At 69.3% G+C, this 18,178-nt stretch carries 21 protein-coding genes and 1 tRNA gene; 7 read left to right on the top strand and 15 right to left on the bottom strand.

Features of this window, described 5'->3' with window-relative positions:
• Nucleotides 1–242: DUF4398 domain-containing protein (locus ACKVMH_RS09025; protein ID WP_412700032.1), on the bottom strand; the 242-nt coding region annotated here is incomplete at its 3' end.
• 91 nt (nt 243–333) lie between these two features.
• On the opposite strand from ACKVMH_RS09025, the gene ACKVMH_RS09020 reads away from it, so the two are divergent.
• Nucleotides 334–1,443 carry a PilT/PilU family type 4a pilus ATPase gene (locus ACKVMH_RS09020; protein ID WP_412700031.1) on the top strand — a complete coding sequence of 370 codons (1,110 nt, stop codon included), beginning with the start codon at nt 334–336 and terminating at the stop codon, nt 1,441–1,443.
• A 140-nt stretch (nt 1,444–1,583) separates the two neighbouring features.
• Here ACKVMH_RS09020 and maiA read toward each other — a convergent pair whose 3' ends face one another.
• From maiA to rplM, 5 genes are all read right to left on the bottom strand, one after another.
• A complete protein-coding gene (gene maiA, locus ACKVMH_RS09015; RefSeq protein WP_412700030.1) occupies nt 1,584–2,249 on the bottom strand; it encodes a maleylacetoacetate isomerase in 666 nt (221 codons plus the stop codon).
• Between the two features lie 96 nt (nt 2,250–2,345).
• The gene (locus ACKVMH_RS09010; RefSeq protein WP_412700029.1) at nt 2,346–3,332 is read right to left on the bottom strand and encodes a fumarylacetoacetate hydrolase family protein; all 987 of its coding nucleotides are present in this window, start codon (nt 3,330–3,332) and stop codon (nt 2,346–2,348) included.
• Nucleotides 3,333–3,481: 149 nt separating this feature from the next.
• Nucleotides 3,482–3,556 (bottom strand) — tRNA-Gln (locus ACKVMH_RS09005).
• A 36-nt stretch (nt 3,557–3,592) separates the two neighbouring features.
• Entirely contained in the window at nt 3,593–3,985 is a 393-nt protein-coding gene (rpsI, locus tag ACKVMH_RS09000) for a 30S ribosomal protein S9 (protein ID WP_215218825.1), read from the bottom strand.
• Between the two features lie 9 nt (nt 3,986–3,994).
• A complete protein-coding gene (rplM, locus tag ACKVMH_RS08995; RefSeq protein ID WP_215218826.1) occupies nt 3,995–4,423 on the bottom strand; it encodes a 50S ribosomal protein L13 in 429 nt (142 codons plus the stop codon).
• A 180-nt stretch (nt 4,424–4,603) separates the two neighbouring features.
• Between rplM and ACKVMH_RS08990 the strand changes: the two genes are divergently transcribed.
• On the top strand, nt 4,604–5,836 hold the full coding sequence (locus tag ACKVMH_RS08990) for a (Fe-S)-binding protein (RefSeq protein ID WP_412700028.1): 1,233 nt from the start codon (nt 4,604–4,606) through the stop codon (nt 5,834–5,836).
• A complete protein-coding gene (gene coq7 / locus ACKVMH_RS08985) occupies nt 5,833–6,486 on the top strand; it encodes a 2-polyprenyl-3-methyl-6-methoxy-1,4-benzoquinone monooxygenase (protein WP_412700027.1) in 654 nt (217 codons plus the stop codon). Before ACKVMH_RS08990 ends, coq7 begins: the two co-directional genes overlap by 4 nt.
• Before the next feature lie 170 nt (nt 6,487–6,656).
• On the opposite strand, the gene speD is transcribed toward coq7, so the two are convergent.
• The gene (gene speD / locus ACKVMH_RS08980; protein WP_215218829.1) at nt 6,657–7,448 is read right to left on the bottom strand and encodes an adenosylmethionine decarboxylase; all 792 of its coding nucleotides are present in this window, start codon (nt 7,446–7,448) and stop codon (nt 6,657–6,659) included.
• Nucleotides 7,449–7,601: 153 nt separating this feature from the next.
• On the opposite strand from speD, the gene crp reads away from it, so the two are divergent.
• Complete coding sequence (gene crp, locus ACKVMH_RS08975) at nt 7,602–8,291, top strand: cAMP-activated global transcriptional regulator CRP (RefSeq protein ID WP_215218830.1); 690 nt, start codon at nt 7,602–7,604, stop codon at nt 8,289–8,291.
• A gap of 60 nt (nt 8,292–8,351) precedes the next feature.
• Here the strand turns inward: crp and ACKVMH_RS08970 are convergent, their stop codons facing one another.
• From ACKVMH_RS08970 to ACKVMH_RS08935, 8 genes are all read right to left on the bottom strand, one after another.
• Nucleotides 8,352–9,116 carry a haloacid dehalogenase-like hydrolase gene (locus tag ACKVMH_RS08970; RefSeq protein WP_412700026.1) on the bottom strand — a complete coding sequence of 255 codons (765 nt, stop codon included), beginning with the start codon at nt 9,114–9,116 and terminating at the stop codon, nt 8,352–8,354.
• The gene (gene trpC / locus ACKVMH_RS08965) at nt 9,113–9,904 is read right to left on the bottom strand and encodes an indole-3-glycerol phosphate synthase TrpC (RefSeq protein ID WP_412700025.1); all 792 of its coding nucleotides are present in this window, start codon (nt 9,902–9,904) and stop codon (nt 9,113–9,115) included. The genes ACKVMH_RS08970 and trpC overlap by 4 nt, the downstream gene beginning before the upstream one ends.
• A gap of 4 nt (nt 9,905–9,908) precedes the next feature.
• On the bottom strand, nt 9,909–10,943 hold the full coding sequence (gene trpD, locus ACKVMH_RS08960; RefSeq protein WP_412700024.1) for an anthranilate phosphoribosyltransferase: 1,035 nt from the start codon (nt 10,941–10,943) through the stop codon (nt 9,909–9,911).
• Between the two features lie 145 nt (nt 10,944–11,088).
• A complete protein-coding gene (locus tag ACKVMH_RS08955) occupies nt 11,089–11,682 on the bottom strand; it encodes an anthranilate synthase component II (RefSeq protein ID WP_412700023.1) in 594 nt (197 codons plus the stop codon).
• Nucleotide 11,683: 1 nt separating this feature from the next.
• Complete coding sequence (gene trpE, locus ACKVMH_RS08950; protein WP_412700022.1) at nt 11,684–13,210, bottom strand: anthranilate synthase component I; 1,527 nt, start codon at nt 13,208–13,210, stop codon at nt 11,684–11,686.
• A gap of 112 nt (nt 13,211–13,322) precedes the next feature.
• Complete coding sequence (gene yegS / locus ACKVMH_RS08945; protein ID WP_412700021.1) at nt 13,323–14,348, bottom strand: lipid kinase YegS; 1,026 nt, start codon at nt 14,346–14,348, stop codon at nt 13,323–13,325.
• A gap of 55 nt (nt 14,349–14,403) precedes the next feature.
• A complete protein-coding gene (gene rpe, locus ACKVMH_RS08940; RefSeq protein ID WP_412700020.1) occupies nt 14,404–15,078 on the bottom strand; it encodes a ribulose-phosphate 3-epimerase in 675 nt (224 codons plus the stop codon).
• A gap of 105 nt (nt 15,079–15,183) precedes the next feature.
• Complete coding sequence (locus ACKVMH_RS08935; protein WP_412700019.1) at nt 15,184–15,519, bottom strand: J domain-containing protein; 336 nt, start codon at nt 15,517–15,519, stop codon at nt 15,184–15,186.
• A gap of 169 nt (nt 15,520–15,688) precedes the next feature.
• Between ACKVMH_RS08935 and ACKVMH_RS08930 the strand changes: the two genes are divergently transcribed.
• The 3 genes from ACKVMH_RS08930 to ACKVMH_RS08920 are packed head-to-tail and all read left to right on the top strand — an operon-like array spanning nt 15,689 to nt 18,002.
• A complete protein-coding gene (locus ACKVMH_RS08930) occupies nt 15,689–16,633 on the top strand; it encodes a phosphoribosylaminoimidazolesuccinocarboxamide synthase (protein ID WP_412700018.1) in 945 nt (314 codons plus the stop codon).
• 1 nt (nt 16,634) lies between these two features.
• On the top strand, nt 16,635–17,111 hold the full coding sequence (locus ACKVMH_RS08925) for an Mpo1 family 2-hydroxy fatty acid dioxygenase (RefSeq protein ID WP_215218839.1): 477 nt from the start codon (nt 16,635–16,637) through the stop codon (nt 17,109–17,111).
• Nucleotides 17,112–17,114: 3 nt separating this feature from the next.
• The gene (locus tag ACKVMH_RS08920) at nt 17,115–18,002 is read left to right on the top strand and encodes a DMT family transporter (protein ID WP_412700017.1); all 888 of its coding nucleotides are present in this window, start codon (nt 17,115–17,117) and stop codon (nt 18,000–18,002) included.
• Nucleotides 18,003–18,178 lie beyond the last annotated feature (176 nt).

Below are 18,178 nucleotides of genomic sequence, written 5' to 3'. Positions count from 1 at the left end.
CGGCGGGCGTCGTCGTGGCGGCCTTCGGCCATCGCCGCCTGGGCGCGGGCGAGGCCGTCGCGGGCGAGCTCGACCTGGTCGGCGGCGTACTGGTCGGCGTCCGCACCGGTTGCCCGCACGACGGCCTGTTCGGCGGCGTTGATCTCGGATGTCGGCGGCGGCAGGGTCGCGCACGCGGCAAGCGCGCAAGCGAGAACTGCGCCCACAAGCAGATAACGGATTTGTGCGAAGCTGGCGTGCATGGGGGTTCCGTGGCGGTCTGTCGCCCGGGCATTGTGGTCAGGCCGGTGCCGTGCTTGCAACGGGTGGCCGTCGCTAACGAGAGGTGGATGCATGGACATCGGCTATTTCCTGAAGCTGATGACGGAGAAGAACGCGTCGGACATGTTCCTGTCCACCGGCGCGCCGGTCTACATCAAGATCGAGGGGCGGTTGCATCCGCTCGGCAATACCGGCCTGCCGCCCGGCATGGTCAAGAAGATCGCGTATTCGTTGATGGACGAGGGCCAAGTTCCGCAGTTCGAGCGCGAACTGGAGCTGAACATGGCCTATGCGCTGCCGGAGGCCGGGCGCTTCCGCGTCAACGTGTTCAAGCAGCGCGGCGAGGTCGGCATGGTGATCCGCGCGATCCGCAGCGTGATCCCGTCGATCGAGGAGCTGCAGCTGCCGCAGGTGCTCAAGAACATCATCATGGAGCCGCGCGGGCTGGTGCTCATCGTCGGTTCCACCGGCTCGGGCAAGTCGACCACGCTGGCGTCGATGATCGACTACCGCAACTCGAACATGTCGGGCCACATCCTCACCATCGAGGACCCGATCGAATACCTGCACCGGCACAAGCGCTCGCTGGTCAACCAGCGCGAGGTCGGTCTCGACACCCACGCCTTCCACAACGCGCTCAAGAACGCGATGCGCGAGGCGCCGGACGTGATCCTGATCGGCGAGATCCTCGACCAGACCACGATGGAGGCCGCGATCGCGTTCGCCGAGACGGGCCACCTGTGCCTGGCGACCCTGCACTCCAACAACGCCGACCAGACGCTCGAGCGCATCCTCAACTTCTTCCCCGAGGCCGCGCACAAGAACGTGCTGATGAACCTGGCGCTCAACCTCAAGGCGGTGATCAGCCAGCGCCTGGTGATCGGCACCGACGGTCGCCGGCTGCCGGCATCGGAAGTGCTGATCAACACCCCGCACATCCGCGACCTGATGCGGCGCGGGCAGGTGCACGAGATCAAGCACGCGATGGAGGAGTCGCTGGAAGAAGGCGTCGAGACCTTCGACCAGTGCCTGTTCCGGTTGGCGAAGGAAGGCCGGATCGAGATCGAGGAAGCGCTGCGGGCGGCGGACTCGCGCGAGGGCCTGGCGCTGAAGTTCCGGCTGTCGGAAGGCGCCGGCGCCGAGCACGACCCCTACGCCGAAGTGTTTTCGCCCGACCAGTAGCCGGCTGGCCACCTGTAGGAGCGACGTAAGTCGCGACCGCGGATCGTCAGATCCGCGCAATCACAGCGATGGCGTGCGTCAGTGGGTCGCGACTTACGTCGCTCCTACAAATGCCTGCGATGCCGCCGCTGGCGGCGACCTCAGTTCGGCTGGGGCGCGTCCGGCTGCTTCTCGGGCCGCGCGGTGTCGAAGGCGCGCAGCGCGAGGCAGGCGCGTTCGATCCGCTCGATCGTCGGGTACGGGGTCATGTCGACGCCGAAACGGCGCGCGTTGTAGACCTGCGGGACCAGGCAGCAGTCGGCCAGTCCGGGCGTATTGCCTTCGCAGAAATCGCCGGTGGACGGGTGGTCGTTCAGCACCGCCTCGACCGCCGCAAAGCCGCCGGACACCCAGTGCCGCACCCACTCGTCGCGCTCGGGCTGGGGGACGTTCCACTCGCGGTCGAAGTACTGCAGCACCCGCAGGTTGTTGAGCGGATGGATGTCGCACGCCACCATCTGCGCGATCGCGCGCACGCGCTGGCGGTCGCGGCTCGTCACCGGCAACAGTGCCGGCTCCGGCCAGGTCTCGTCGAGGTACTCGAGGATCGCCACCGACTGGCGCAGCACGCGGTCGCCGTGCTTGAGCACAGGCACCAGTTCCTGCGGGTTGAGCGCGCGGTATTCCTCGGCGTGCTGTTCGCCGCCGTCCCGTACCAGGTGCACCGGCAGCGTCTCGTAGGCCAGGCCCTTGAGGTTCAACCCGATGCGCACGCGGTAGGCGGCACTCGATCGCCAGTACGAATACAGCTGCAATTGGTCCGCCATGCGCGACCGTTCCTCTGTCATCTGCGCCCCCCGCGCAACGGTAATACGGCGCCTGCGCCAGCGGACGGCCGTCCGCCGGCGCGGCATCGCCGCCGGTCAGCTGTCGTGGCGCTCGATACGCTGCTCGATCGCGCCGAAGATGCTGTTGCCGTTGGCATCAAGCATTTCGATGCGGACCATGTCGCCAAAGCGCATGAAAGGCGTCGAGGGTTTGCCGTCGCGCAAGGTCTCGACCGTGCGCTGCTCGGCGAAGCACGAGGCACCCAGGGTCGTGTCCTCGTTGGCAATGGTGCCCGAGCCGACGATCGCGCCCGCCGACAGCGGGCGCGTCCTGGCCGCGTGGGCCACGAGCTGGGCGAAGTTGAATTGCATGTCGACGCCGGCCTCCGGTGCGCCGAACCACTTGCCGTTGATATGCGTCAGCATCGGCAGGTGCACCTTGCTGTCGCGCCAAGCATCGCCGAGTTCGTCCGGGGTCACGAACACCGGGCTCAGGGCCGAACGCGGCTTGGACTGCAGGAAGCCGAAGCCCTTGGCCAGCTCACCCGGGATCAACCCGCGCAGCGAGACGTCGTTGACCAGCCCCACCAGCTGGATGTGGCCGGCGGCCTGCTCGGGAGTGACCGCCATCGGGACGTCGTCGGTCACGACGACCAGTTCGGCCTCCAGGTCGATTCCGTACTCCTCGCTCGGCACGCGGACCGGGTCGCGCGGGCCGTAGAAACCGGCGCTGACCGCCTGGTACATGAGCGGGTCGGTGTAGAAGCTCTCGGGAACCTCGGCGCCGCGGGCACGGCGGACGCGCTCGACGTGCGGCAGGTAGGCACTGCCGTCGACGAACTCGTAGGCGCGCGGCAGCGGCGCGGCGAGCGCGATTGGATCGACATCGAAGGCACCGTCAGCCTCGCCGGCGTTGAGGCGCTCGGACAGCGCATTGAGGCGGGGCGCGATGTTCGACCAGTCCTCCAGCGCGCGCTGAAGGGTGTCGGCGATGCCGGTGGCGCGCACCGCGCGAGTGAGGTCGCGCGAAACCACGATCAGGGTGCCGTCGCGGCCGCCTTCCTTGAGTGAACCAAGCTTCATCGGTGCAGTCCTTCCGTCATCGGGCGCGCGAGCCGCGCAATGGTTTCAATTGTAACGGCTCGACCCGGCGACGCCATGCCCCGTGCCGGGACGGCACGCCGGGCGCAGGCAACAAAAAACCCGCCATGAAGGCGGGTTTCTTGCGTATCTGGCAGCCCCGGATGGATTCGAACCACCGAATGCCTGAGTCAGAGTCAGGTGCCTTACCGCTTGGCGACGGGGCTGTGGAACTGGGTTGTGACCCGGTGTCGAGGCGTATTTTAGCGCTTCGAGAACTGGGTTGCACGACGCGCCTTGTGCAGGCCGACCTTCTTGCGCTCGACTTCGCGGGCGTCGCGGGTCATGAAGCCGGCCTTGCGCAGCTCGGACTTCAGCGTGTCGTCATACTCGACCAGCGCGCGGGCGATGCCCAGGCGGATCGCACCTGCCTGGCCGGTGGTGCCGCCGCCGGCAACGGTGACGTTGACGTCGAACTTGTCGGTCGACTGGGTCAGCTCGAGCGGCTGGCGCACGATCATGCGCGCGGTCTCGCGGCCGAAGAACTCGTCGATCGAGCGCTGGTTGATGGTGATCTTGCCATCGCCCTTGCGCAGGTAGACGCGGGCGGTGGAGGACTTGCGGCGGCCGGTGCCGTAATTCTGCTGGATTGCCATGTCGGTACCTTAGATGTCGAGCGGCTGCGGCTGCTGGGCGGCGTGCGGATGCTCGGCGCCGGCGTAGACCTTGAGCTTGCGGTACATCGCGCGGCCGAGCGGGTTCTTCGGCAGCATGCCCTTGACCGCGATCTCGATGACGCGCTCCGGGTGGCGCTCAAGCGCCTGGCCCAGGGTCTCGGTCTTGAGGTTGCCGATGTAGCCGGTGAAGCGGTGGTACTTCTTGTCGGCGAGCTTGTTGCCCGTGACGGCAATCTTCTCGGCGTTGATGACCACTAGGTAATCGCCGGTGTCGACGTGCGGGGTGTAGACCGGCTTGTGCTTGCCGCGGAGGCGGTGGGCGAGCTCGGCGGCGAGGCGGCCGAGGGTCTTGCCGGTGGCGTCGACGAGGTACCAGTCACGCTGGACGGTCTCGTTCTTGGCGGTGAATGTCTTCATGACTGGTCTTCTATGGGTACCTGGTCGGGCTGATTCCGGGTGCGTGTCCCGCAAGGGACGGACCGGAACTTTGCCGCGCGTTTGGCGCGCCGCGTGCAACTGCGGAACGAAAGAGGCGGAATGATAGCGGGACTCGCGGGACACCGCAAGCCACCGGACCGCCCATGCTAGCATCGCCGCATGCCCCACGCCACGCCCGCTCAGGCTTCCCCGCAGGCCGGGCCGGGCTCGGATGAAGTCGTGGCGCTGGCGGACCGCTGCGTCCAGTGCGGGTTGTGCCTGCCGGTCTGCCCGACCTACACCCACGACCGGCTTGAGCCGGAATCCCCGCGCGGCCGGATCGCGCTGGCGCGGACCTGGGCGCTGGGGGCGGTCGAATCCACGCCCGTCGGCGACCTCCACCTGGACCACTGTTTGGGCTGCCGCAACTGCGAGGCGGTCTGCCCGGCCGGAGTCGAATACGGCGCGTTGCTGAACCTGGCCCGCGTGCAGCAGCGTGCCCGCCGCGGCACGAACCTGCGCCAGCGTGGGGCCGAGTGGCTGGTCATGCGGCCGCGATTGCTGCGAGCACTGCTCCGGCTGTACCGCATCGCCTACCCGATCCTGCCGGCCGGCCTGCGCGCCCTGCCCCGTCCTCCGGCATGGACTCGCGCCGGGGCGACGCCGCCACTCGACGTACGCGGCGGTCACCGCGTGGGGCTGTTCGTGGGTTGCGTCGCCGACCATTACGAAGCTGCCGCACGCGACGCGCTGGCACGGCTGTGCGCCGCCGCGGGATTCGAGCTGGTGGCGCCGGCGTCGCAGGGTTGCTGCGGCAGCATGCATGTACACGCCGGCAACGCGACCGCGGCGAGCACGCTGGCCGCCCGCAACCGCGACGCGTTCGCCGATTGCACGACCGTGCTGACCCTGGCCAGTGGCTGCCATGAAGCGGTCGCGGCTTCGCTGGAGGTCGAAACAGTCGATGCGCTCACCTTCCTCGACGTGCACCGCGATCGCCTGCGCTTCGGCGAGCGGCGCGAGCGGGTCGCGCTGCACCTGCCATGCACCCAGCGCAACGTCGTCCGCTCGGTGCCCGCGCTGCGCAGGCTGCTGGCGGCGGTCCCCGGGCTGGAGGTGGTGGAGCTCGATGCCGGCAGCGGATGTTGCGGCGCCGCCGGCACGGCGATGCTGACCGACCCCACCCGCGCCGACGACTACCGCCGGCCACTGCTCGAACAGTTCGCCGCCAGCGGCGCGTCGCGACTGCTCAGCGCGAACATCGGCTGCCGGCTGCACCTGGGCAGCGGCAGTTCCGCGCAGGTGCTCCATCCGGTCGAGCTGCTGGCCGAGGCCCTGCTGCCGCTTGCACCGGACGATCATCGCGCCGGCCTAGAATTGCCCCGTCCCGTTCCGCCGAGTCGCCGCCCATGACCACCGCTTCCGCGCCCCGTCACCTGTCCCGGTTCGACCACTTGCTCGATGACGCGCAGCGCGCGCTTGAAACCGTGCTGGGTGCGCCGGTCGCCGAACGGCCGAACCCGGGTGCCGGCGAGCCGGACATCGTCATGGACGAACCCGATCGCCGGCATGCCGCCGGCCTGATGCGCATCAACCACGTTGGTGAGGTCTGCGCGCAAGCGCTGTACTGCGGGCAGGCGGCCGTCGCCCGCGACGAGGCCACCCGCGCGCACCTGCTGGAAGCGGCGCAGGAAGAGACCGACCACTTGGCCTGGTGCGCCGAGCGCCTGCGCGAGCTCGACAGCCGCCCCAGCCTGCTCAACCCGCTGTGGTACGGCGGCAGCTTCGCGATCGGCGCGCTGGCGGGTTTGCGCGGGGACGGCTGGAACCTCGGCTTCGTGGTCGAGACCGAACGCCAGGTCGAGGCCCACATCGACGAGCACCTGGCCTCGCTGCCCGGCGACGACCACCGCAGCCGCGCGATCCTTGGGGTAATGAAGGCCGACGAGGCCCGGCACGCCGACAACGCCGAGGCGGCGGGCGCACGGATCCTGCCGTTTCCGGTCCCGCGACTGATGGCCGCCGCGTCAAAGCTGATGAAGACGGTCGCCTACCGGCTCTGAGCCGGAACCGGGCATTTTTGTAGGAGCGGCTTCAGCCGCGATCGGATCGCCGACAGCGTGCACCGGCCCCACGATCGCGGGTCAAGCCGCTCCTACCCAAACGGACTCACGCGGCAACAAAAAAGGCCGACGTTTGCCGGCCTTCTTGCACCATGCGGCGACGGCCGACCTCAGTCGACCAGGTTGCGCCCGTGGTACAGCTCCTCGATCTCGCGCTTGAGCCGTGCCTCGATCTTCATGCGCTCCTTGAACGACAGGTTCCGCGCCTTCTCCTCGAACAGGTAGCGGTCGAGGTCGAACTCCTTCAGGTGCATCTTGGTGTGGTAGATGTTTTCCTGGTAGACGTTCACGTCGAGCATCTCGTAGCGCGACTTGATGTTCTTGGCCAGGTAGTCCTGGATCGAGTTGATCTTGTGGTCGATGTAGTGCTTCCGGCCCTTGATGTCGCGGGTGAAGCCACGCACGCGATAGTCCATCACCACGATGTCGGACTCGAGCGACTCGATCAGGTAGTTGAGTGCCTTCAGCGGCGAGATCACGCCGCAGGTGGCCACGTCGATGTCGGCGCGGAAGGTCGCGATGCCATTGTCCGGGTGGGTCTCCGGATACGTGTGCACGGTGATGTGCGACTTGTCCATGTGCGCGACCACCGCATCGGAGATCACGCCCTTGGCGTCTTTCTTGTCGATCACCGGCTCCTCGGAGATGAGGATGGTCACCGATGCGCCCTGCGGGTCGTAGTCCTGCCGCGCGATGTTGAGGATGTTGGCGCCGATGATGTCCGCCACGTCCGTCAGGATCTGGGTCAGGCGGTCGGCGTTGTAGGCCTCGTCGATGTACTCGATGTAGCGCTGCCGCTCATCCTCGGAGGCGGCGAAGCAGACATCGTAGATGTTGAACGAGAGCGCCTTGGTGAGGTTGTTGAATCCCTGCAACCTGAGGCGCGGCAACGGCTTGACCACGGCATTTCCCGATAGGGCGAACAGGCGGCGATTATGGGGCAATCGGGCGTAATGGGAAAATGACCGCACAGCGCGAGCTGTCCCGCAGTGGCAGGATTTGCCTCACGGCGCCACTTCGACCTAAGCTCGCTCGAATATTCAGGTTTCACTCACATGTCCGCCAATCCGGTAGTTCCCTTGACTGCACTGAGCCGAACCAACAGCCCGCTGATGCCCGACGGGGCCGTGATCGAACGCTTCCTGGCCCACTGCCACCGCCGGCGCTACCCCTCGCGCACCGACGTGTTCCGCCCGGGCGACCCGGCCAGCACGCTGTATTACGTGGTGGCGGGATCGGTCAGCATCATCACCGAGGAAGACGACGGCCGCGAGCTGGTGCTTGGCTACTTCGGGCCCGGCGAGTTCGTCGGCGAGCTGGGCTTGTTCATCGAGAACGACCAGCGCGAAGTGATCCTGCGCACCCGCACCCCGTGCGAGCTGGCCGAGATCGGCCACGAGCGCTTCTACGACCTGCTGCTGTCGCGCCTGGCCCCGGACGCACCAAAGCTGCTGTACGCGATCGGCGCGCAGATCTCGCGCCGGCTGCTCGACACCAGCAGGAAAGCCGGGCGCCTGGCCTTCCTGGACGTCACCGACCGGATCGTGCGGGCGCTGCACGACCTGGCCAAGGAGCCGGAGGCGATGAGCCACCCGGACGGCACCCAGTTGCGGGTGTCGCGCCAGGAACTGTCGCGGCTGGTGGGTTGCTCGCGCGAGATGGCCGGGCGCGTGCTCAAGAAGCTGCAGGCCGATGGCAAGCTGCATGCACGCGGCAAGACGGTGGTGCTGTACGGCACGCGCTGAGGCGCGGCAGGCATCACGATCGTGGGCGGCCTTCGGGTCGCCCGTTTTGTTTTGTGGCTTCTACGAACCGTGCGGCAGGTCGGCGGCCGGGGCGTCGCCGGCACGGCCGGGGCAGCCCCAGTTGAGGATTGGCGTGCCGGGCGGGAGTTCCTGCCGGAACGTCTCGACCCCGTCGGCCTTCGGGTTCACCACCACCGGCGAGGCGGCCGCGCGCAGCAGCGGCAGGTCGGCGGTGCTGTCGGAATAAGCGATCGCGACCGGCGCGGTGAAGCCGGCCTCGCGCAGCATCCTCATCTTCATCTCGTTGTGGCAGTGGCGTGTGGCCACCACCGCGCCGAACCGCGGGCCGACCTCGGTGCCGACGACCGGCACGTCTTCGTGGGCAACGAACGCGAGGATCGCGCGGGCCAGTTCGGGCGGCGCGCCGGTGGCGATCACCACCTGGTCGCCGTCGACCCGGTGCCGGTGCAGCACCTCCAGCGCGAACGGCAGCAGCCGCTGGCGGATCCCGTCGGCGTGCAGCGGCACGTAGCGGTCGATCAGCGCGTCCAGGTCGCGGCGCCGGTGGAAGCCGACCGTGCCGGCCCAGACGAAGCCCGAGATGCCGACCCGGCGCGTGGGCAGGAACGCGATCATGGGGCCGAACACCGGCGCGATCAGCAGCGCCAGCAGCGTCCGCCACCAGGCGCGGCGGACCAGCCACTTGAACAGGTGGCCGCCCGAGTCGCCGTTGTAGAGCGTGTGGTCGAAGTCGAATACCACCAGCGGCGCATCATTGCGGGCGGGCGGGTAGTCCTTGCGCGGACCCGGGCCGGCGGTGCTCATCGCACGAACAGCCGTTGCAGGGCGGCGCCGGGATCGGCCTCGCGCATGAACGATTCACCGATCAGGAACGTCTCCACGCCGGCCTCGCGCAGCCGGGCAACGTCCGCGGCGGTGGCGATGCCGCTCTCGGTGACCAGCGTGCGGTCCGGCGGGACCGCCTGCCTCAGCTCGAGGGTGGTATCGAGCGAGACATCGAACGTGCGCAGGTTGCGGTTGTTGACGCCGATCAGCTCGCAGTCGGTCTGCAGCGCGCGCTCTAGCTCGTCGATGTCGTGCACCTCGACCAGCACGTCCATGCCCAGTTCGTGCGCAAGGTTGGCCATCTCCACCAGCGGCGCGTCCTCCAGCGCGGCGACGATCAGCAGGATGCAGTCGGCGCCGATCATGCGCGCCTCGTACACCTGGTACGGGTCGACGATGAAGTCCTTGCGCAGCACCGGCAACGCGCAGGCTCCGCGCGCCTCGCCCAGGTAGCGGTTGCTGCCCTGGAAGAAGTCGACGTCGGTGAGCACCGACAGGCAGGCGGCGCCGCAGGCCTCGTAGCTGCGGGCGATCGCGGCGGGGTCGAAATCGGGCCGGATCAGCCCCTTGGACGGGCTCGCTTTCTTGACCTCGGCGATGACCGCCGCCTCGCCACTGGCGTGCTTGCGGCGGATCGCCTCGACGAAGCCGCGCGCCGGCGGCTGTCCGGCGGCGCGGTTGCGGACGCTGTCGAGCGAGCGGATGCGGCTGCGCTGCTCCACCTCCTCGTGCTTGCGGGCGAGGATGCGCTGGAGGATGTCGGTCATGCGGCTATTGTCCCGCGAGTTCGCGCGTGGTGGCGACGAACTCGTCAAGCTTCGCCCGCGCCGCGCCCGAGGCGATCGCCTTGCGCGCGCGGTCGATGCCGTCGGCGATGTCCTCGGCCACGCCCGCTACGTACAGCGCCGCGCCCGCGTTGAGCGCGACGATCTCGCGCGGCAGCCCGTCGACGTTCTCCAGCGCCTGCAGCACCATCGCCTTCGACTCGGCCGGGCCGGACACCTGCAGGTTGCGGCTGGCCGCCATGGCGATGCCGAAATCCTCGGGGTGCACCTCGTACTCGCGGACCCGGCCGTCGCGCAGCTCGCCGACCAGCGAGCCGGCGCCCAGCGACAGCTCGTCCATGCCGTCGCGGCCCCACACCACCAGCGCGCGCTCGGCGCCGAGCTCCTCCAGCACGCGCACCTGGATGCCGACCAGGTCGGGGTGGAACACGCCCATCAGCACCGCCGGCGCATCTGCGGGGTTGGTCAGCGGACCGAGGATGTTGAATATCGTGCGCACGCCCATCTCGCGCCGCACTGGCGCCACTGCCTTCATCGCCGGATGGTGCAGCGGCGCATACATGAAGCCGATCCCGGTGCGGTCGATGCATCGCGCGACGAGCTCCGGCGCCAGTTCGATCGACGCCCCCAGCGCTTCGAATGCATCGGCGCTGCCCGAGCTGGACGACACGCTGCGGCCGCCGTGCTTGGCCACCCGGCCGCCAGCGGCCGCGATCACGAACGTACTCGCAGTGGAAATGTTGAAGGTGTTGGCGCCGTCGCCGCCGGTGCCGACGATGTCGACCAGGTGCCGGCGATCGGCCACCTCGACCGGACGCGCGAACTCGCGCATCACCCGCGCCGCGCCGGCGATCTCGCCGATGGTCTCCTTCTTGACCCGCAGCCCGGTGAGGATCGCCGCGGTCATCGTCGGGCTGACCTCGCCGCGCATGATCTGGCGCATCAGCTCGACCATCTCGTCATGGAAGATCTCGCGGTGCTCGATCGTGCGCTGCAGGGCTTCCTGGGGGGTGATGGGCATGGGTGGGGTCTCTGAAAGCTGGAGCTGGAACGGGTGTCGGATGGAGGTCCTGTAGGAGCGACGCAAGTCGCGACCTGTACATCGCCTCACGCGTTCGGCGGGTCGCGACTTGCGTCGCTCCTGCATGGAATGGCGCTGCGCTGCCTCAACGCTCGAGGAAATTCCTGAGCAACGCATGGCCATGCTCGGTGAGGATCGACTCGGGATGGAACTGCACGCCCTCGACCGGATGCTCGCGGTGGCGCAGGCCCATGATCTCGTCGAAAACGGGCGCGTCGCCGTCGCCGGCAGCGTCCTCGGTCCACGCGGTGACCTCCAGGCAATCGGGCACGCTGTCGCGCGCGACCACCAGCGAGTGGTAGCGGGTCGCCTCGTAGCCGTCGGGCAGGCCGGCGAACACGCCACGCCCGCGGTGGCGGATCGGCGAAGTCTTGCCGTGCATGATCCGCTTGGCCCGCACCACGTCGCCGCCGTAGGCCTGGCCGATCGCCTGGTGGCCGAGGCAAACGCCGAGGATCGGCACGCGCGCGCCAAGGCGCTCGATCACCGCCAGCGAGACGCCCGCCTCGTTCGGCGTGCACGGGCCCGGCGATATCACGATCCGCTCGGGTGCCAGCGCTTCGATCTGCGCCACGCCCAGCTCGTCGTTGCGGACCACCTTCACCTCGGCCCCGAGCACCTGCAGGTACTGCACGAGGTTGAAGGTGAAGCTGTCGTAGTTGTCGATCATCAGCAGCACGTCACAGCCCCCGCGCCGCTTCGGCGACCGCGCGGAACAGCGCACGTCCCTTGTTCATGGTCTCGTCCCATTCCCTGGCGGGGTCGGAGTCGTACACGATGCCCGCGCCGGCCTGCACGTGCAGGCGGCCGTCCTGGATTACCGCGGTGCGGATCGCGATCGCCATGTCGGCGTCGCCGTGCCAGCCCAGGTAGCCGATGCAGCCGGCGTAGACGTTGCGCTTGACCGGCTCCAGCTCGCGGATGACCTCGAGCGCGCGGATCTTGGGCGCGCCACTGACGGTGCCCGCCGGGAAGGTCGCGCGCAGCACGTCGGCGTAGCTCATGCCGTCCTTCAGGGTGCCGGTGACCTCGCTGACGATGTGCATCACGTGGCTGTAGCGCTCGATGACGAACTGCTCGCCGACCTCGACCGTGCCCGCCTCGCTGACCCGGCCGACATCGTTGCGGCCCAGGTCGATGAGCATCAGGTGCTCGGCGCGCTCCTTGGGGTCGGCCAGCAGCTCGGCCTCCAGCGCGCTGTCCTGTTCGGGCGTGTCGCCACGCGGGCGGGTGCCGGCGATCGGGCGCACGGTGACCGTGCCGCGCCCGTCGGCATCGTGCTGCAGGCGCACCAGGATCTCCGGCGAGGAGCCGACCACTTGCATCTCGCCGACGTCCAGGAAATACATGTACGGCGACGGATTCAGCGCGCGCAGGGCGCGGTAGACATCGACCGGGCGCGCCTTGAACGGCACCGAGAGCCGCTGGCTCAGCACCACCTGGAAGATGTCTCCGGCGCGGATGTACTCCTTCGACCGCTCGACCGCGGCGATGAAGCCCTCGCGGGTGAAGCCGGAGACGAAGTCGGCTTCGTCCAGCCCGGCGGGGTCCAGCGTCTCTGGGTACGCCGCGCCGGTGCGCAACCGGTGCACCAGCTGGTCGAGGCGTCGGTTGGCGCGCGCGTAGGCCTGCGGCTCGGCCGGGTCGGCGTGGACGATCAGGTACAGCCGGCCCTTGAGGTTGTCGAACACGGCCAGCTGTTCGGACTGCATCAGCAGGATGTCGGGCGTGCCCAGCTCGTCGGGCTTTGCCTCACCGTCGGGACCGGTACCCGCCAGCCGTGGCTCGATGAAACCGACGCACTCGAAACCGAACCAGCCGACCAGGCCGCCGGTGAAGCCCGGCAGCCCCTCGATCGCCGGCACCGAGTGCAGCGTGCGCAGGCGCTCGACCTCGGCGAACGGATCGGCGACCTCGCGTGCATCGACCAGCTCGCCGTGCTCGGTGACGTACAGGGTGTGCCCGGCGAACGCGTACACGCGGGTCGCCGGCAGGCCGATGATCGAGTAGCGGCCGAACCGCTCGCCGCCCTCCACCGATTCGAACAGGTAGGTGTGCGGACCGTCGGCGAGCTTGAGGTAGACCGACAGCGGGGTGTCGAGGTCGGAATGGACCTCGCGCACGACCGGGATGCGGGTGTGGCCGTCAGCGGCCTGCTGGCGGAAGCGCTCGAGTTGCGGATCGGGCGTGGCGTCGGACGATGTCATGCGGCATTTCCTGGGGATGCGACGGGGCGTGGACGGTGGTGGCAAGCCACCATCGCCAACCCGTGTCGGCCATGCAGGAACGCGGATCTGCCCGGAAAATCATCGGCGCAGTCTACGCGACCACGAGCCCGGGCGGGGCCACCGGCGCGTCATCGGATTGCGGCAGCGGGTTGCCCGGTGGGCGCAGTAGCGGGCAGGCGGGCGGCAGGTGCATGCGCACGCGACGGGCCACGCAGGCGACGTGGAAGCGGCTGGACTCGACCGGCTCGCCATCGAGGTTGAGCGTGAACGGCTCCGGCGCCTCGATCTCCACCCACGGCAGCTGCCGGCGCACCGCGACGCGCTCGAGCGCGGCGTGCTTGCCCTCGGACAGCAGCGCGCCCAGGGTGCTGCCGACCTCGCCCTCGAGCTCGGGGACGATGGTCAGGTCGAGCAGGTCGTCGTCGACCACCGCATCCGGGCATAGGGCCTGGCCGCCACCGGCCTGCCGGCCGTTGCCGATGCCCAGCGCGATGAACCCGCCCTCCCAGCGGAACGGCTGGCCCGTGCGGTCGGTCGCGCTGATGCGCGCCTGGATCGGATCGATCCGGCCGAGCCGGGCGATGCCGGTGATCAGGTAGGCCAGGCCGCCGAGCATCTTCTTCATGCCTTCGTCGGTCTCGACCGTCACCTGGGTGCCGAATCCGCCGCTGGCGACATTGGCGCACCAGTGCACGTTGCCGGGGCTCTCGATGCGCAGGAGGTCGATTGCGTGGGCGGTGCCGGTGCGCACCAGCTCCAGCGCGGCCGCGGCCTCGAGCGGGATCTGCGCGGCGACGGCGAAATCGTTGGCGGTGCCCATCGGCACCAGCGCCAGGCTCGGCAGTGCGTCAGCGTCCTCGTCGCGGTGGGCGAGCGTGGTGGCCACCTCGCTGAGGGTCCCGTCACCGCCGGCGGCGATCACCGTGTCGACCCCGTCGGCCAGCGCCTCGGCGACGTAGCGCTCGGCATCGCCCGACTCCCAGGTGACACGGACGCTGAGGTTGATGCCCTGGCCGCGCATGGACTCGACCGCCTCGCGCAACGCCACGTCGCCGGCCGATTTGCCGTTGAGGATCAGCCGCCAGCGCGGGCCGGTGGACGTCTCGGGTTCGCTCATGCGGCGAGGCTAGCAGCGCATCCCGGCGGACGAAGTGAAGCCGGCAGCCGAGGGACTAGCCCCGCGCGGCGGCGACCGCGGCCTTCATCCTGGACACCACGTCGGCGTAGTCGCCGGCGTTGAAGATCGCCGACCCGGCGACGAAGGTGTCCGCCCCCGCCGCGGCGATCTCGCCGATGTTGTCGACCTTCACCCCGCCGTCGATCTCCAGCCGGATCGGCCGCCCGCTGGCGTCGATCCGCTCGCGCACGCGGCGCAGCTTGTCCAGCGTGGAGGGGATGAAGGCCTGCCCGCCGAAACCGGGATTCACCGACATCAGCAGCACCATGTCGAGCTCGTCGAGCACGTAGTCGAGCACCTCCACCGGCGTGCCCGGGTTGAGCACCAGTCCGGCCTTGCAGCCGTGCGACTTGATCAGCTGCACGGTGCGGTGGACGTGCCGGCTGGCCTCGGGGTGGAAGCTGATCAGCGACGCGCCGGCCTTGGCGAAGTCCGGCACGATGCGGTCGACCGGCTCCACCATCAGGTGGACGTCGATCGGCGCGGTGACCCCGTGTTTCCTCAGGGCTTCGCAGACCAGCGGGCCGATCGTCAGGTTGGGCACGTAATGGTTGTCCATCACGTCGAAATGCACCCAGTCGGCGCCGGCGCGGAGGACGTTGTCGACCTCCTCGCCAAGGCGGGCGAAGTCGGCCGAGAGGATGGACGGGGCGATGACGGTCGGTTGCATGGTGGCCTCGGTGGTCCGTAGGAGCGACGTCAGTCGCGAACGCGGCGCAGACCGGACGTTCGGGTCGCGACTGGCGTCGCTCCTACAACAAAGGGATGCGCGGGCTCACTTGCGCCCACGCAGCGTCTTGATCCGGTCGTAGGCGCGGTTGATCTCGCGCGCACGGGTTTCAGCCTGCTGGCGCAGTTCGGTGGCGGCGCCGGCGACACGATCCGGGTGGTACTGGCCGATCAGCCGGCGGTAGGCGCGGTCGACCTCCTCGTCGGGCGAGTCGGAAGTCAGGCCGAGCACCGCGTAGGGGTCGTCGCGCCGGAGCCGGAACCAGTCCGCATCGAAGGCATGGCCGACCAGCAGGCCGATCAGCGCACCCAGCAGCGGGTTGACGCGCAGCAGCGCGGCACCGGCGAACACTCCCAGCAATTTGCCGTACCAGCGCCCCATCGGCTCTCCCGTCGCGTTGCCGGCGCACCCACGCCCGGCGAGGCCTGCCAGTCTACCTGCAGCCGGCGCCGGGCCGGCGTACACTGCCCGGCCCCGTCGCGCACGCGCGCGACCACCGGTGCGGATTGCGACGGCGGGACCCGTGCCACGCGTGCCATCCAGGGATCCGATGTTGTCCACCACCGTGCTCCGACCCGCGCTCTCCGAATCCGACCTGCCCGGCCTGCCGCTGCGCCACCGCGGCAAGGTCCGGGACGTCTTCGACCTGCCGCACGACCGCCTGCCGGCGGGCACGCCGCCCGGGGACTACCTGCTGATGGTCGCCACCGACCGGCTCAGCGCGTTCGACGTGGTGCTGCCCGACCCGATCCCCGGCAAGGGCGAGATGCTCTGCCAGATCAGCAACTTCTGGTTCGCGCGGACCGACCACATCGTCGCCAACCACCTGACCGGCATCGATGTCGCCGCGGTGCTGCCCGACGGGGTCGATCCGGCACCGTACCTGCGGCGCGCGGTGGTCACCAAGCGCCTCAAGCCGGTGCCGATCGAGTGCATCGCGCGCGGCTACGTGATCGGCAGCGGCTGGAAGGACTACCAGCGCACCGGCCGGATCAGCGGCATCGCCCTGCCCGACGGCCTGCGCCAGGCGCAGCAGCTGGAAGAACCGATCTTCACCCCGTCGACCAAGGCCGCCGTCGGCGACCACGACGAGAACATCGACTTCGACACCGCCGTGCGGCTGTGCGGCGCCGAGCTGGCCGAAGCCGTGCGCGACGCCACCCTGCGCCTGTACCGCTATGCCGCCAGCTACGCGGCCGAGCGCGGGATCCTGCTGGCCGACACCAAGTTCGAGTTCGGCACCGACGCCGATGGCCGGCTGTACGTCATGGACGAGATGCTGACGCCGGACTCCTCGCGCTACTGGCCGGCCGACGAGTACCGGGTCGGCACCAGCCCGCCGAGCTACGACAAGCAGATCGTGCGCGACTACCTGGAGACGCTCGACTGGGACAAGACGCCGCCGGGTCCGCGCCTGCCGTCCGAAGTGATCGAGCGCACCCGCGCGCGCTATGCCGATGCGCTGTGGAAGCTGGCCGGGATCGGCACGGACTGACATGGCCACCGCCCACCGCCCGATCGACCGCTGGTTCGCGAGCTACTCCGGCGACCACCGCAACGGCACCAACCAGCTGATCCACGTGGTCTGCGTGCCGGCGATCGTGTGGAGCATCATCGCGCTGCTGTGGTGCATCCCTGCGCCGGGCACCTGGTTCCGGGCCGGCTTCTGGGCGGCGCTGCCGATGTTCGCGGCCACGTTGTTCTATTACCGCCAGTCGCGCCCGCTCGGGCTCGGCATGCTGGCGATGTTCGTGCTGATGGCGCTGTCGTGCCGCGCGATCCATGACGCCTGGGGCACCGCGCCGCTGCTGTGGACGGGGGTGGCGGTGTTCGTGGTGGCGTGGATCGGGCAGTTCCTCGGCCACCGGATCGAGGGCCGCCGGCCGAGCTTCCTGACCGACCTGACCTACCTGCTGATCGGCCCCGCGTGGGTGCTGGCCAAGCTGTACCGCCGGCTCGGCTGGTCCTACTGACCCGTGTCGCCGCGCGACATCGCCCTGGTGCTGCTGGTCTGCGTGGCCTGGGCCGGCAACTTCCTGACCTCCGCCTACGCGCTGCGCGAGATCCCGCCGTTCCTGTTCACCGCGCTGCGGTTCATCGCACTCGGGCTGCCGCTGCTGTTCTGGCTCAAGCGTCCGGCGCCCGGCCAATGGCCGCGCCTGTTGGCGGTGTGCGTGTGCCTGGGTGTGCTGCACTTCGGCCTGAGTTTCGTCGCGCTGAAGATGGCCGGCGACCTGTCCTCGCCCGCCATCGTCGTCCAGAGCTACATCCCGATGACCGCGCTGCTGGCGTGGCTGGTGCTGGGCGAGAAGTTCGCCTGGCGCACCGGCCTGGCGATTGCGGTGAGCTTCGGCGGCGTGCTGGTGCTCGGGTTCGACCCGCTGGTGCTGGACGACCCACTGGCGCTGGCCTTCATGCTGCTGGCCGCGCTGTTCCTGGCGGTCGGCACGGTGCTGATGAAGGGCCTGCTCGGGCTGGATGCGTTCGCGATGCAGGGCTGGACGGCACTGGTGGCGACATTCCCGCTGCTGGCCATCAGCGCGTGGCTGGAGCCGGGCGCGCTGGCGGCATTGCCATCGGCCAGCTGGGTGGCGTGGGTCGGGGTGGCGTATGCGGCGTTCATATCGTCGCTGCTCGGCCACGGCCTTTACTACGTGCTGGTGCAGAAGCATCCGGTCGCCCAGGTCACCCCGTGGCTGCTGCTGGTGCCGGTGCTCGCGGTCGGGCTGGGCATCGCGTTCTGGGGCGACCGTCCGGGGCCACGGCTGTTCATCGGCGGCGCGATGGTGCTGGGCGGCGTGCTCGGCGTCGCGCTGCGGGCGCTGCAGAAAGCACGGTCGTTGCCGCCGACGCGGGAAGTCTGAGCCGGCGCGGTCAGTCGCGCGTAAACATGGCCCGCTCTGGCCGGAACGGCCGCGGCGCATAGCCGAAGTCCCGTGCGGCGGGCGCGGCATCGAACACCAGGTCCTGGCGCATCCGGTCGATGGCGGCGTCGCCGAGCCCACTCGCGCGGCCGGTGCGCCGCGCCAGCCACAGCGCC

The organism is Lysobacter zhanggongensis (assembly GCF_046638635.1).
GTDB classification, from domain to species: domain Bacteria; phylum Pseudomonadota; class Gammaproteobacteria; order Xanthomonadales; family Xanthomonadaceae; genus Novilysobacter; species Novilysobacter luteus.
The sequence above is the reverse complement of the archived record's forward strand: the minus strand, read 5'-3'. Positions and strand labels throughout refer to the sequence as shown.

Coding starts and splice junctions, on each gene's coding strand:
- ACKVMH_RS09020 (WP_412700031.1), top strand. CDS start 334: ATGGACATCGGCTATTTCCTGAAGCTGATGACGGAGAAGAACGCGTCG.
- maiA (WP_412700030.1), bottom strand. CDS start 2,249: ATGGCGGACCAATTGCAGCTGTATTCGTACTGGCGATCGAGTGCCGCC.
- ACKVMH_RS09010 (WP_412700029.1), bottom strand. CDS start 3,332: ATGAAGCTTGGTTCACTCAAGGAAGGCGGCCGCGACGGCACCCTGATC.
- rpsI (WP_215218825.1), bottom strand. CDS start 3,985: ATGGCAATCCAGCAGAATTACGGCACCGGCCGCCGCAAGTCCTCCACC.
- rplM (WP_215218826.1), bottom strand. CDS start 4,423: ATGAAGACATTCACCGCCAAGAACGAGACCGTCCAGCGTGACTGGTAC.
- ACKVMH_RS08990 (WP_412700028.1), top strand. CDS start 4,604: ATGCCCCACGCCACGCCCGCTCAGGCTTCCCCGCAGGCCGGGCCGGGC.
- coq7 (WP_412700027.1), top strand. CDS start 5,833: ATGACCACCGCTTCCGCGCCCCGTCACCTGTCCCGGTTCGACCACTTG.
- crp (WP_215218830.1), top strand. CDS start 7,602: ATGTCCGCCAATCCGGTAGTTCCCTTGACTGCACTGAGCCGAACCAAC.
- ACKVMH_RS08970 (WP_412700026.1), bottom strand. CDS start 9,116: ATGAGCACCGCCGGCCCGGGTCCGCGCAAGGACTACCCGCCCGCCCGC.
- trpC (WP_412700025.1), bottom strand. CDS start 9,904: ATGACCGACATCCTCCAGCGCATCCTCGCCCGCAAGCACGAGGAGGTG.
- trpD (WP_412700024.1), bottom strand. CDS start 10,943: ATGCCCATCACCCCCCAGGAAGCCCTGCAGCGCACGATCGAGCACCGC.
- trpE (WP_412700022.1), bottom strand. CDS start 13,210: ATGACATCGTCCGACGCCACGCCCGATCCGCAACTCGAGCGCTTCCGC.
- yegS (WP_412700021.1), bottom strand. CDS start 14,348: ATGAGCGAACCCGAGACGTCCACCGGCCCGCGCTGGCGGCTGATCCTC.
- rpe (WP_412700020.1), bottom strand. CDS start 15,078: ATGCAACCGACCGTCATCGCCCCGTCCATCCTCTCGGCCGACTTCGCC.
- ACKVMH_RS08935 (WP_412700019.1), bottom strand. CDS start 15,519: ATGGGGCGCTGGTACGGCAAATTGCTGGGAGTGTTCGCCGGTGCCGCG.
- ACKVMH_RS08930 (WP_412700018.1), top strand. CDS start 15,689: ATGTTGTCCACCACCGTGCTCCGACCCGCGCTCTCCGAATCCGACCTG.
- ACKVMH_RS08925 (WP_215218839.1), top strand. CDS start 16,635: ATGGCCACCGCCCACCGCCCGATCGACCGCTGGTTCGCGAGCTACTCC.